Origin of the sequence: Thermoanaerobacterium aotearoense, from assembly GCF_009905255.1 — a bacterium.
In the GTDB taxonomy this organism is placed as follows: domain Bacteria; phylum Bacillota; class Thermoanaerobacteria; order Thermoanaerobacterales; family Thermoanaerobacteraceae; genus Thermoanaerobacterium; species Thermoanaerobacterium aotearoense.
On the sequence record NZ_CP047602.1, the window covers coordinates 1,622,622 to 1,634,963 of the forward strand.

The window sequence follows — 12,342 nt, forward strand, 5'->3', positions numbered from 1 at the left end:
TTCTGTTAAAGTCAAGAAAATTCCTTTTGCTAATTCAACACATTCAATATTTCTTCTTCTAAAACATCGAAGACTTCAGCATTGCCATGTCCTACTGGCAGGACAAACTTTATCTTGCCCTCTCTATTTTTCTTATCATGCTTTATACCATCAATTATTTCATATTTATCTATATTGCCGTAATCAACAGGAAGCCCACATGAAATCAGTAAATTTTTAATGCGCAAAAGATAGCTTTCATCAATGTACTTTCTGTTTAAGGAGATTTTACCAGCATAATACATACCAATGGCAACAGCCTCACCGTGAATGTACTTTTTATATTGTGTAATTGACTCTAAAGCATGTCCTATAGTATGTCCATAGTTCAAAATTGCTCTTATGCTATTTTCTTTCTCATCTTTTGATACAACGTCGCTTTTTATCTCACACGATCTTTTTATCAGGTGTCTCATCATATCATCATCTAAATCTAATATCTTCTCCATATTGGTTTCAATGAAACTAAGCAATGATTCGTCTTTAATTATGCCATACTTTATTATCTCCGAAATTCCTCCTAACACTTCTCTTTTATTTAGAGTTTTCAGTACACTTGTATCAATGAAAACAGCCTTTGGCTGATAAAATGCACCTGCAATATTCTTTCCTTTATCTAAATTTACTCCAACTTTACCTCCAACACTGCTGTCAACTTGTGCTAATAGCGTAGTCGGAATCTGTATAAAATCTACGCCTCTCATGTACAACGCAGCTACGAGACCAGCTATATCACCTACAACTCCTCCACCTAATGCTATAACAGCACTATCCCTCAATAAGCCAAAGTTGAAACATTCTTCTAACAATCGCTTTACTGTGTCTAAATTTTTGCTTTCCTCACCAGCTTTTATAACTGAGTGATTTACAACAAATCCATCTTTTGATAAAGCATTTTCTACATTTTGAAGGTACATATTTGACACATTTGAATCAGTGATTATGATTGCTCTTCCACTTCTCAAGTGGTTTCTCAAATACAATCCAATATCGCTTAAAATTCCATTTGAGATGTAAATAGGATATGAATAATTTTTCAAATTTACATTGACGATTTCCATTGAATTAACCCCCTTTAACTTTGTATCAAAATCATCATATATGCATATATTATAATAGAAAATTAAATAAATTTAAACAGTTCTACCTCTTATAGAGGTAATTGCCGATTAAAAATCGGCTTTTAAAAAGGCTTTACGAATAACTCGTAAAGCCTTTTTCTATTCTCTCATATTCATTTTCAGTTTAATGCCGGTTGCAGTCTTAGCAAGCCCACCTTCAGCCGTCTCTTTAAGTGCACAAGGCATAGCTTTTCCTACACTGTCCATTGCACTTACAACATCATCAAAAGGAATGATGCTTCTCATGCCAGACAAAGCCAAATCAGCGCAAATCAAAGCATTTGCAGCACCAACTGCATTTCGCGTAACACACGGAACCTCCACCAATCCTGCTACAGGATCACATACAAGCCCTAAAAGATTCATAATGGCAAAAGACGCTGCATTAAGGGCCTCCTCAGGAGAACCACCCATAAGTTCAACTAAAGCAGCAGCAGCCATAGCCGAAGCCGATCCTACTTCAGCCTGGCACCCTCCTTCTGCACCTGAAAGCGTAGCATTCTTTGCTATTATTATCCCAATTCCAGACGACGTAAATAGAGATTTTATCAATTCATCATCACTTTTTCCAAACTTTCTTGCAATAGTTATCAATGCTCCAGGAATGACACCGCTGGAACCAGCAGTAGGCGCTGCAACGATTTTCCCCATTGCTGCATTTACTTCTGATACTGCAACAGCCGATGCAACAGCTTTTGAAACTGTCTCACCGCTTATTGTAAAATTATTAATTATTTTATCGTACAGCCTCTTAGCATCTCCTCCGATAAAACCGCCTACAGATTTTACGTCTTCCTTCAAGCCTCTTTCGATAGATTTCCTCATGACGTCAAGATTTGACGCCATCTTTTCTATTAATGTGTCTTTACTATCTCCAGTCATCTCATGCTCATAATTTATTACAACTTCTGATATAGGAATATTGTATTTTTTTGTAAGCTCCAGCAATTCAAATCCACTGCTAAACTGATACAATTTCTTCACCTCAGTACATTTTATTTATGCTTTGTTTATGCTGTCTACAACTATAGCCTTCTCTATCCCATCAATATGTTCTATTCTTATTCGCACATCTTCCGGTATCGTTTGATCTGATTCAATAACCATTATAGCCATATCTCCCTTTAACTGCCTGTACACCCTCATAAATGCTATATTTATCATGTGCTCCGATAAAACTTTTGTCACCATCGCTATGATACCAGGTTTGTCAATATGCTTCGTAATGAGCGTTTCATATTCTCCTGTAAACTCCACACTCATACCGTTAATTTCTTTAAGCACAACATTACCTCCGCCTATTGACGAACCCAATACTTCAATGACATCACCTGATTTATTTTTTATGACCATCCTAACCGTATTAGGATGAGACGCATCTTTATCACTTTTCACAAATGAAAATGATATGTTTTGTTCTTTTGCCAATTCAAAAGAATGAGGCAGCCTTTCATCATCGGGATCAAGTCCTATGATTCCAGCAACAAGCGCTTTATCAGTACCATGGCCCTTGTATGTATTCGCAAAAGAATCGTACAGTATAAACTGCACCTCTTTTACATCGTCACCTGCTATCTGTCTGGCTATCTTTGCCAGCCTAGCAGCTCCCGCTGTGTGGGAACTGCTGGGACCAATCATGACAGGTCCCATTATATCAAAAACACTGTACTCTCTCAAATCCATCACCTGTCTAAAAGTTTTTCCATTTCATCTAATATATCCTCAAACACATTTAAAGCTTCCAAAATCGGCTTCTTTGTGGTAAGATCTACACCTGCTTTTTTCAAGATATTAAGTGGATAGTCCGAACCACCGCTTTTTAAAAATTCTATATATCTTTCTACTGCTGCATGGCCTTCATTTAAAATCATCTGCGACAATGCGACAGCAGCAGAAAATCCTGTAGCATATTTGTAGACATAAAAGCTCGAATAAAAATGCGGTATCCTTTCCCATTCATAATCGATCTCACCATCTATTATTATATCATTTCCGTAATAAAATTGATTGAGCTCGTGATACTTTTGACACAATTTTTCTGCAGTCAGCGCCTCGCCTTTCTCAGCTTCTTCATGAGTGTACTTCTCAAATTCAGCAAACATAACCTGTCTAAATATCGTTCCTTTAAACTGTTCAAGATAATGGTTTAGTAAATACATCTTCTCACTTTTGTCTCTCGCATTTTTCAAAAGGTAGTCGATTAAAATAGATTCATTACAAGTCGATGCAACTTCTGCAACAAATATTTTATAGTGAGAATTGATGTACTTCTGAGCTTTGTCGGAATAATACGTATGAAGCGAATGTCCCATCTCATGGGCTATGGTAAAGACATCATCCAACTTACCTTGAAAATTCAAAAGCACAAATGGATGCACGCCATAAGTTCCCCACGAATACGCTCCAGACGTTTTTCCTCTATTCTCATAGACGTCTATCCAACGATTATCAAAACCTTCCTTTAAGATGCTTACGTATTCGTTCCCTAACGGTTCTAAAGCTTTTATGACTATATCTTTGGCTTCTTCGTATTCATATTCTTTATCGAAGTCTGCAACTAATGGCACATAGAGATCGTACATGTGCAGCTCATCAAGATTAAGCATTCTTTTTCTAATAGAAACATATCTGTGTAACAAATCGATTCTTTCATGTATAGTCCCTATCAAATTGTCGTAGACAGATACAGGGACATTGTCATCGAAAAGCGAAGCTTCTAAAGATGTCTTGTAATTTCGCATCTTAGAATAAAATACATCTTTCTTAACATTGGAGTCTGTCATGGCTGCGTACGTATTGGCAAAATTTTTGTAGACGCTGTAAAGAGATTCAAAAGCCTTCTTTCTCACATCTCTGTTTTTACTGCTTATGTACTTAATATAATTTCCATGGGTCAGTTCCACCAAATCCCCATCTTCATCTTCAATAGAGGGAAATCTGATGTCCGCATTATCCAGCATCTTGAATATATTCTCAGGAGAGTGTGCCATGACTTCACTTTCTGCCAATATCATCTCTTCTTTATCTGAAAGCGTATGAGGCTTATACCTTAATAAATCCTCCAAAAAATGCCTGTAATCTATAAAATCATCATTATTCTCAATACAGTCTTTTAAGATTTCCTCATCCATCGACAAAATCTCCGGAGCAATAAAAGAAGCTGCGCTGGATGCTTCAACATTGATCCTCATAGCCTTATCTGTCAATGCTTGATATTTGCCATTGCTGTTGTCCTCATCTTTTTTCATCCTGGCATACACAAAAAGCTTCTCTATGACCATCTGCAAGGCATCATTTATCTTAAGAACAGCCAGAAGTGATTCTGCATCTTTAATTTTTCCTTTGAAATCTGACAATTGCCTTATGATTTCTTTAGCTTTGTCAAAATCATCCTTCCACTCTTTATCGCTTTCATATATGTCTTCTAATTTCCACTTGTACTTATCATCGATGTCTTTTCGATCTCTCAATTTCTTATCCATACTAACCTCCAAATATTAAATGTCTTTCTTAAATTTCAATTTTTTAATCATGTGTTTTTTATTTAAAGCGTTTTTAAAGGCATCTGAATAATTTTGCCCCATTTTATAGTTTTCAACAAATTCCAGCATTGTGTTTTCACCGTATTTGTCTATAAGCATGTTCGATATTTCTTGGATACTGTCCAAATCAACCTCTGAATTGCCAACAATACAATTGCCTATGTTGTAAATGTTGACTTTCATTTTTTATCGTCCTCTATCAAAAGGGCTCTGGCAGGAGCGGCCTCTGCACCATCTATTTTTAAAGGAGCAGCAATCAATGTATATTCGCCTTCATCAACATCTTTCAATCTTAGCCCTTCTAATATAGTGATGCCATTACTAAGCAACGTTTTATGGGTTTCGTGATTTGGCTGTGCTCTTTCTATTCCAAGTCCATCAGTTCCAACTCCTATTACTTTCTTTTCTTTCAAATACTCAGCTCCGCTTGCATCTAAGAAAATGAAATTAAAATTAAAACTGTCTTCGTAAGAATTTCTTGTCTTTAAAAGTATAAATTCTCCACTTTCTATTTCTTTCTCTTTTAAATCTTCTGCGGTTATCTTATCATCTACGTTGGTAAAATCAAGAACTTTGCACTTTGAAACAGCTTTTGTTATATCAAAATGGTCAATCGTATCACCGCCTTCTATCATGTGAAGAGGTGCATCGAAATGAGTACCTGTGTGCATGTCCATACATATCCTGGATTCATGAACGCTGTCTTTTGGAAAATCGCTGGTGACAATCAAATCGGGTTTTTTCTCCGGTTTGTTTTTGTAAACCTGCATATTTTTATTGATATTCATTGAAACATCATATATTTTCATCGTAAAAACCTCCTATGTTCCACCACTTGAAATTATCTCTAAGAAGTAATTCATCAGCATCAGATGGTCCCCAAGTTCCTGGCTTGTAGTTAGGAAAATCCGGTTTATTGTTCTTCCAGACTTCAGCTATTTTGTCTACAAACCTCCATGAATACTCAACTTCATCCCATCTCGTAAAGAGAGTAGAATCTCCTCGCAATGCATCATAAATCAATCTTTCATAAGCTTCTGGGGAATTCATACCGACTTGGCAATTTTGGCAAAAGTCCATTCGCACCGGTATCACCTTATTTAATGTACCAGGTCTTTTCGCATTGAACTGCAAAAAGACACCCTCTTCAGGTTGTATCTTAATGACCAACAGATCTGGCATAAGTCCACCATATTCTTTAAAGTACAAAACGCCTGGGAGAGGTTTAAACTGTATTATTATTTCAGTGGATTTCACTGGCAGTTTTTTGCCTGTTCTTATGTAGAAAGGCACGCCAGCCCATCTAAAATTATCCACAAAGACTTTAATTGCAGCAAATGTCTCTGTGTCAGAATCAGGCGATACCCTATCCTCATCCCTATAGCCTTCATACTGACCTCTCACTGCATTTTTCAATACAAGATCCGGCGTTAATTCTTTAAGAGATTTCAATATCTTAACTTTTTCATCATGGATAGAATCAGTAGTAAGATCAATAGGTGGTTCCATGGCAGTCAGCGTCAAAAGCTGCAACATATGATTTTGAATCATGTCTCTTAAAGCACCAGCTTTTTCATAATATCCACCTCTATTTTCTACGCCAACCGTCTCACTTGAAGATATCTGCACATTGTCTATGTATTTGTTGTTCCAAACCGGTTCAAAAAACACATTAGCAAACCTGATTACCATTATGTTCTGCAACATTTCTTTGCCTAAATAATGGTCTATGCGATACGTGTTTTTCTCACTAAAAACGTCAGTTATCTTTTTGTTTAAATAAACTGCAGAATTCAAATCCTTGCCAAATGGTTTTTCTATCATGACTCTTTGCCACGACTTTTCATTTTCCGCCATTCCATGCTGATGTAACTTTTCAACGATGAGTTCAAAATACTCAGGAGCCACTGCCAAGTAATAAATTCTATTTCCATTCGTTTTATATCTATCATCAAGTGCCTTCAAAAAGTCTTTAAGTCTTGAGTATCCGTCATCATCATGAAACTCAAACTTTTGATAGTATATTCTGTCTCTTAAATTTTTCCAAAGCTCATCATCTATTTTAATTCTCGAAAATTTCTTAATAGATTCGTATACTTCATTGCGATAAATCTCATCTGTCTTGTCACGCCTTCCAACCGATACGACACAAAAATTTTCTGGAAGGTTTTTATCGTAGAGCAAATTGTAAATGGCAGGCATCAACTTTCTATGAGTCAAGTCTCCTGTGCCACCAAAAATAACCATAATACTGGATATATTGTCTGTTGCCATAATATCACCTTCTTTCATTTAATGTCTTAAATTTTAACAACTTCTATACATTATAATAACTCAGAAACAAATTTTTTTAAAATAACTTTCAAAAAAATTTCGCCCATTAATAATTATTATTTATTAATATATTTTTCTTAATAGATATTATACTACTTTTTTGTGATTATTGAAATAAAGAAATATCAATAATCATCATAAAAATAAAAAACAGGAGCAATAAAGCTCCTTACCGTATAGTTAAATACACATTCAACAGTCTTTTTATTTCATCACACACACTATCGTCAACCTGTATCATTATGTTGTTGCCGTCTACCTTATATTCAAAGTGAGAATATCCTTTGTTTAGTAGATACTCCTTTACCGCATTTACTCCACCATCACCGTTTGCAACAAGCACTTTTTTACCAACAAAGTCACCATTGACGTACACATTTAATGCATCCTGTGATTTCTTTAAAAGTGGATCTTCTTCATAAGTTGTCATAGCGCTAATAATGCCTGGAGCTATGGTATTTTGTCCGTTTAAATTTATCATGAAATCACCTCACAGGATATTCTATACACAAATTTACTATTATATTCTTCTATTATACATTAATTATTTAATGTTTGCTTTTTCATGTTTTTTAACTATATTATCTGCTAATTCATCTAAAAGCTTATAATCTTCTTCTTTCGGCAGACCTTTTATGAATACTGGTGGTATAACTTCAACTTTTAAATTCGTGATCATACTGGACAGTTGGTCGATAGCTTTTCCACCCCAACTGTACGACCCAACAATTGACAAAAATTTAGTTTTTGGTTTTAGAGCATTTGCAAGATATGTGGCATAAATCACCTGTGGGTGTGCCCCAGCCAAAACCGTCGGCGTGCCTACAACTATTGTGGCAGCGTCAACTAACGACATAGCAAGCTCACCTAAATCTGTGACTGTCAAATCAAATGGTTTTACAACAACACCTTTTTGCGAAAGCGCAGCAGTCAGATAATCTACCATCGCTTTAACAGAACCGTGCATTGTAACATATGGTATAACAACTATATTTTTCGGCTCATCGTATACCCAGCTATTGTACGCATCAAAAATGAATTGTGGTCTATTGTAAACAGGACCATGCGATGGAGCTATGTAATCAATTTTCAAATCTTTTATTTTTTCAAGATTTTTTGCCACAAAATTTCTAAAAGGCATCATTATTTCTGCATAATATCTTTTCGCTGAATTATAAACATGGCATTCATCTTCTGCAAAAAGCTTCGACGTAGCCAAATGTGAACCCAAGAAATCACACGTAAATAAGATATTGTCTTCTTCAAGATATGTAAACATGGTCTCAGGCCAGTGCACCCATGGCGCGTGAATGAATCTAAGAGTCTTTCCTCCAAGAGATATAGTCTCATTGTCTTCTACAGTAATTATCTTGTCTTCAGAAATATGTAGAAGATCCATTAAAAAAGCCTTTGCCTTTGGAGTGCATACAACCTTTGCATCAGGATACTTTTCTAAAACAAAAGGAATCCCACCAGAGTGATCCTGTTCAGAATGATTTGATACGATGTAGTCTATCTTTTGGACGTCTTTTAGCTGATCTATAAGCACTTCTATTTTCATAGGATCAACCGTGTCTATCAAAGCTATCTTTTCACTGCCTTCTATGAGATAAGCGTTATAGCTCGTCCCATCAGGAAGTGGGATAAGAGAGTCAAACAATCTTCTTTCAAAGTGTACTGCACCAATTTTTGTTACACCGTCTTTAAGCTTCATTGGTTTCATTTTAACTACCTCCTTATCGAATATTTTATCACATTTTTAATAATTTTACCAAACTCAACACAAAATATGTAATTGAAGTGGATAAATAAAACCTAAAAACGAGGTGTTACAATGATAAGCATAACTACAACACATATTGTCTACTTGATATCAATATTTGTAATATTTTTATTTATGGTCTTTCGAAAAGACATAATTTTCCCTTGTATCGTAGGCATATTTGCCGTAGCATTGTCGCAGACTAAAAATGTATTGAAATCTATTGAAATCTTGTATTCTTCTGTATTTGTGTCCGGAAAAGAACTTTGGCAGGTAATACTTATCATATCTTTGATTATTGCCATGTCCCGTGCACTTGACGATATAGGTGCAGATGTTGTCATAACAAAGCCATTATTGAGATTTCTAAATTCTCCAAGTAAAACATTTTGGATCATAGGCATAGTGATGATGGTTTTATCTCTTTTCTTGTGGCCATCACCTGCCGTTGGTCTAATAGGTGCTGTCTTAATAGGTCCTGTTTTAAAATCAGGTTTTGATGAATTGAGTTTTGCATCTTTAGTAACCATATTCGGCTTTGGGGCAGCTTTATCAGGAGATTTTTTTATACAAGGCGTTCCATCTGTAACAGCAAAAACACTTGGAATACCTACAGCAAAGCTAATTTTAAGCAGTATACCCATATGGGGCGTAACATCTTTTGTCACAATAGTTTTCTTCTATTTTGTTACAATGAAAAATTTAAAAGACAATAAGCAAAAAACAAATAATTACAATGATAATTTAGATGAAAAGAAAATTTATAAAGAAAGTTACATTATTTCGTTTGTAGCTGTACTCTTTTTCGCCATCGACACCTTTTTGATGTATATTTTAAAAATCAAAGGGAACGCGGCAACGGCATTAATCGGCGGCACTGCAATAATCGTGCTTATATCTTCAACTATCGTACAAAAAGATTTTCTGAACAAAACAAGAGACTATTTGAAAAATGGTTTTTTGTCTGGAATCAAAACATTCGCTCCAATCATATTGATAAGTGCCTTTTTCTTTTTGGGAGAATTGACAACTGCGAAACAAGTCATAGGACCCAATGCAAAAGGATATCTCATGGATCTCGGCATCTACCTTTCAAAGCACATTCCTTTAAACAAATACACTGTAGCATTAATGCAACTATTGATAGGAATATTGACAGGACTATCAGGCTCAGGCTTCTCCGGTCTACCTTTGGTAGGCGCGCTTTCTAAGACTTTTGCCCATACACTTAATATAAATTCGTCCATATTGGCTTCATTGGGTGAAATCACCTGTATATGGGTTGGTGGCGGCACCATAATCCCATGGAGTGTAGTACCAGTAACAGCCGTCATTAAAGTCGACCCTGATGCGATAGTCAAAAGAAATTTGCTTCCTGTAATCATAGGGCTGACTTGCGGCTACATAGTGACAGTATTGCTACTATAAGGAATAAATAAAGGGTATCCAGCAAGATACCCTTTATCTTATCCCTCTCATTATGTAATCCATCATGTTGTTTTTCTCACCATCGTTCATTTTCTCCCATGCTGCTTCAAAAATTATGCCAAGACCAGGTATAGCATTTTCCTCCTTTGTATCTACAGCTTCCTGTATAAATCCTTTTATATCGTCTTTTGAACGATTTTTTAAATTGTCAAGGATGATCCTTCTTATATCCATTTCAATACCTCCTTCGTACTTATTATTCCAAATCAAGTCAACAATATTAGTTATAAAAAAATAACCCAAATCGGGTTAAAAGTGAATTTTAAATACGTACTTCAAAATCAGCAATACGATTATTCCTGGTATACCAAAAACACCTGCAATAAAAGCATTTATAATATCTAAATGCAATGTTAAGCCAAAAATCGAACCAAAAAAGTTAAAAATCAAAAGAAATATATAGCCAATTATTGAGTTTAAGATAAATTTAAAAAGTATTTTTATTGATTTTCCAAAAAGCCAAACGACAAACGCAAGCATTATGATTCCTATTGCAAACGAAAAAAATCCAGGCAAAAGCACAAAACCACCTCACCACATATTTATACACATATTATATCACATTAAAAATAGATTAGAAGGAAAAAAGACATGTTGAATTAAACCAAAAGTTAATATAAAATTAAATAGTGCTTAACAAATAAATAGTAAGGAGTCGGTATCTTATGATTCTTTTAATCAAAGCATTTATACTTGGTATTGTAGAAGGCTTGACTGAGTTTTTACCCGTATCTTCAACAGGGCATTTGATCATTGTTGGAGATTTATTAAACTTTAAAGGCGCCTACGCCACAATGTTTGAAGTGGTCATACAACTGGGTGCTATTTTGGCTATCGTATACTACTACAGAGAAAAGATATGGAATTCTCTAAAAAATTTAGCGCCTAATAAATGGGGATTCAGATTATGGCTTAAAATCGTCATAGCTTTCATTCCATCAGCAATTTTAGGACTTTTGCTTAATGATTTTATCGATAAGCATTTGTTCTCACCATTTACAGTATCTATAGCACTTGTAATAGGTGCGATAATGATGATTATTGTAGAAAATGCATTTTCAAACTATAAAATTGATGACATGGATAAAGTAACTCCAGGAAAGTCTTTTTTGATCGGAGTTGCACAATGTATGTCCCTATTTCCCGGTATGTCTAGATCGGCATCAACGATTATGGGTGGAATGATGGTAGGACTATCAGTAAAAGCCGCTGCAGAGTTTTCATTTTTTCTGGCAATACCCACAATGCTTGGCGCTACAGTCGTATCGCTTCACAAAGGAATAGCCACAATGACCACTATAGAATGGGAAGCTTTAGCAGTAGGTTTTATAATGTCATTTATCGTTGCACTGATAGTTGTCGACAAATTTCTATCGTACCTTAAAAGTCATCCATTAAGGCCTTTCGCTTACTACAGATTGATAGTAGGAATAATCATGATAGGACTTGTATTGACAAACATAGTAAAATAAGAATTTATTAGCAGGCCAAATTTGGTCTGCTTTTTTTACAATTCATCGTAAGCTTTTGAATATACATCATAATCATTATCACTATAAAGGACGAATCTTACTTCTTTGATTTGACTTTTGTCAAGGTAATCAGATACAGCCCTTAAAGCAATTTTTGCAGCCCTCTCAACAGGAAATCCATAAGCACCTGTGCTTATAGACGGAAAAGCAATTGTCTTTAAATTGTATTTGTCAGCTATTTTCAAACTCTCTATGTATGCACTGGCTAATAAGTTGTCTTCATCATTATTTCCATCTTTCCAAATTGGCCCAACTGCGTGTATTACATAGTTTGCCTTCAGATTGCCTCCATGGGTTATTACAGCTTTTCCTGTTGGACAACCACCTTCTCTATCCCTTATTTCTTTGCATTCTTCATCTATTACTTTCCCGCCTGCTTTATGTATAGCACCATCTACACCGCCACCGCCTAAAAGACCAGAATTGGCGGCATTTACAATTGCATCAACCTCTTGCTCTGTTATATCACCCTTAAGAAGCTTTATCTTTTCTTTCACATTATCACCTCGTCAATATTCACCATA

Annotated in this window: 14 protein-coding genes; 2 read left to right on the forward strand and 12 right to left on the reverse strand. The window is 35.4% G+C overall.

The window, feature by feature from the left end; all coding sequences use genetic code 11:
• Positions 1 to 29 precede the first annotated feature (29 nt).
• From aroB to GSH73_RS08260, 9 genes are all read right to left on the reverse strand, one after another.
• The gene (gene aroB / locus GSH73_RS08220; RefSeq protein ID WP_014758488.1) at positions 30 to 1,100 is read right to left on the reverse strand and encodes a 3-dehydroquinate synthase; all 1,071 of its coding nucleotides are present in this window, start codon (positions 1,098 to 1,100) and stop codon (positions 30 to 32) included.
• A gap of 159 nt (positions 1,101 to 1,259) precedes the next feature.
• Entirely contained in the window at positions 1,260 to 2,135 is an 876-nt protein-coding gene (sdaAA, locus tag GSH73_RS08225) for an L-serine ammonia-lyase, iron-sulfur-dependent, subunit alpha (protein WP_014758487.1), read from the reverse strand.
• A gap of 24 nt (positions 2,136 to 2,159) precedes the next feature.
• Positions 2,160 to 2,843, reverse strand: coding sequence for an L-serine ammonia-lyase, iron-sulfur-dependent subunit beta (gene sdaAB, locus GSH73_RS08230; RefSeq protein WP_014758486.1), 684 nt, complete (start codon positions 2,841 to 2,843; stop codon positions 2,160 to 2,162).
• Positions 2,843 to 4,642 carry an oligoendopeptidase F gene (gene pepF / locus GSH73_RS08235; RefSeq protein ID WP_014758485.1) on the reverse strand — a complete coding sequence of 600 codons (1,800 nt, stop codon included), beginning with the start codon at positions 4,640 to 4,642 and terminating at the stop codon, positions 2,843 to 2,845. Before pepF ends, sdaAB begins: the two co-directional genes overlap by 1 nt.
• Positions 4,643 to 4,657: 15 nt before the next feature.
• Positions 4,658 to 4,885, reverse strand: a complete 228-nt coding sequence (locus GSH73_RS08240; protein WP_014758484.1) for a hypothetical protein — start codon at positions 4,883 to 4,885, stop codon at positions 4,658 to 4,660.
• Positions 4,882 to 5,511 carry a cyclase family protein gene (locus tag GSH73_RS08245; RefSeq protein WP_014758483.1) on the reverse strand — a complete coding sequence of 210 codons (630 nt, stop codon included), beginning with the start codon at positions 5,509 to 5,511 and terminating at the stop codon, positions 4,882 to 4,884. The genes GSH73_RS08240 and GSH73_RS08245 overlap by 4 nt, the downstream gene beginning before the upstream one ends.
• Positions 5,498 to 6,976: a glucose-6-phosphate dehydrogenase gene (gene zwf, locus GSH73_RS08250; RefSeq protein ID WP_014758482.1), complete on the reverse strand. Its 1,479-nt coding sequence runs from the start codon at positions 6,974 to 6,976 to the stop codon at positions 5,498 to 5,500. Before zwf ends, GSH73_RS08245 begins: the two co-directional genes overlap by 14 nt.
• A 229-nt stretch (positions 6,977 to 7,205) precedes the next feature.
• Complete coding sequence (locus GSH73_RS08255; RefSeq protein ID WP_014758481.1) at positions 7,206 to 7,517, reverse strand: hypothetical protein; 312 nt, start codon at positions 7,515 to 7,517, stop codon at positions 7,206 to 7,208.
• A 63-nt stretch (positions 7,518 to 7,580) separates the two neighbouring features.
• Complete coding sequence (locus GSH73_RS08260; RefSeq protein ID WP_014758480.1) at positions 7,581 to 8,759, reverse strand: FprA family A-type flavoprotein; 1,179 nt, start codon at positions 8,757 to 8,759, stop codon at positions 7,581 to 7,583.
• A gap of 111 nt (positions 8,760 to 8,870) precedes the next feature.
• Here GSH73_RS08260 and GSH73_RS08265 point away from each other — a divergent pair, with 111 nt between their 5' ends.
• Positions 8,871 to 10,226, forward strand: coding sequence for a hypothetical protein (locus tag GSH73_RS08265; RefSeq protein WP_014758479.1), 1,356 nt, complete (start codon positions 8,871 to 8,873; stop codon positions 10,224 to 10,226).
• A gap of 33 nt (positions 10,227 to 10,259) precedes the next feature.
• Here the strand turns inward: GSH73_RS08265 and sspI are convergent, their stop codons facing one another.
• Both sspI and GSH73_RS08275 read right to left on the reverse strand, forming a co-directional pair.
• Positions 10,260 to 10,460, reverse strand: coding sequence for a small acid-soluble spore protein SspI (gene sspI, locus GSH73_RS08270; protein ID WP_014758478.1), 201 nt, complete (start codon positions 10,458 to 10,460; stop codon positions 10,260 to 10,262).
• A 75-nt stretch (positions 10,461 to 10,535) separates the two neighbouring features.
• Entirely contained in the window at positions 10,536 to 10,808 is a 273-nt protein-coding gene (locus tag GSH73_RS08275; protein ID WP_014758477.1) for a pro-sigmaK processing inhibitor BofA family protein, read from the reverse strand.
• A 143-nt stretch (positions 10,809 to 10,951) separates the two neighbouring features.
• Between GSH73_RS08275 and GSH73_RS08280 the strand changes: the two genes are divergently transcribed.
• Positions 10,952 to 11,758 carry an undecaprenyl-diphosphate phosphatase gene (locus tag GSH73_RS08280; RefSeq protein ID WP_014758476.1) on the forward strand — a complete coding sequence of 269 codons (807 nt, stop codon included), beginning with the start codon at positions 10,952 to 10,954 and terminating at the stop codon, positions 11,756 to 11,758.
• A gap of 35 nt (positions 11,759 to 11,793) precedes the next feature.
• Here the strand turns inward: GSH73_RS08280 and GSH73_RS08285 are convergent, their stop codons facing one another.
• Positions 11,794 to 12,315, reverse strand: coding sequence for an O-acetyl-ADP-ribose deacetylase (locus GSH73_RS08285; protein WP_014758475.1), 522 nt, complete (start codon positions 12,313 to 12,315; stop codon positions 11,794 to 11,796).
• Positions 12,316 to 12,342: the final 27 nt, after the last annotated feature.

Bases quoted from the DNA above. Each gene is read 5' to 3' on its own strand.
- aroB (WP_014758488.1), bottom strand. From the start codon at position 1,100: ATGGAAATCGTCAATGTAAATTTGAAAAATTATTCATATCCTATTTAC.
- sdaAB (WP_014758486.1), bottom strand. From the start codon at position 2,843: ATGGATTTGAGAGAGTACAGTGTTTTTGATATAATGGGACCTGTCATG.
- pepF (WP_014758485.1), bottom strand. From the start codon at position 4,642: ATGGATAAGAAATTGAGAGATCGAAAAGACATCGATGATAAGTACAAG.
- GSH73_RS08240 (WP_014758484.1), bottom strand. From the start codon at position 4,885: ATGAAAGTCAACATTTACAACATAGGCAATTGTATTGTTGGCAATTCA.
- GSH73_RS08245 (WP_014758483.1), bottom strand. From the start codon at position 5,511: ATGAAAATATATGATGTTTCAATGAATATCAATAAAAATATGCAGGTT.
- zwf (WP_014758482.1), bottom strand. From the start codon at position 6,976: ATGGCAACAGACAATATATCCAGTATTATGGTTATTTTTGGTGGCACA.
- GSH73_RS08255 (WP_014758481.1), bottom strand. From the start codon at position 7,517: ATGATAAATTTAAACGGACAAAATACCATAGCTCCAGGCATTATTAGC.
- GSH73_RS08260 (WP_014758480.1), bottom strand. From the start codon at position 8,759: ATGAAACCAATGAAGCTTAAAGACGGTGTAACAAAAATTGGTGCAGTA.
- GSH73_RS08265 (WP_014758479.1), top strand. From the start codon at position 8,871: ATGATAAGCATAACTACAACACATATTGTCTACTTGATATCAATATTT.
- sspI (WP_014758478.1), bottom strand. From the start codon at position 10,460: ATGGATATAAGAAGGATCATCCTTGACAATTTAAAAAATCGTTCAAAA.
- GSH73_RS08280 (WP_014758476.1), top strand. From the start codon at position 10,952: ATGATTCTTTTAATCAAAGCATTTATACTTGGTATTGTAGAAGGCTTG.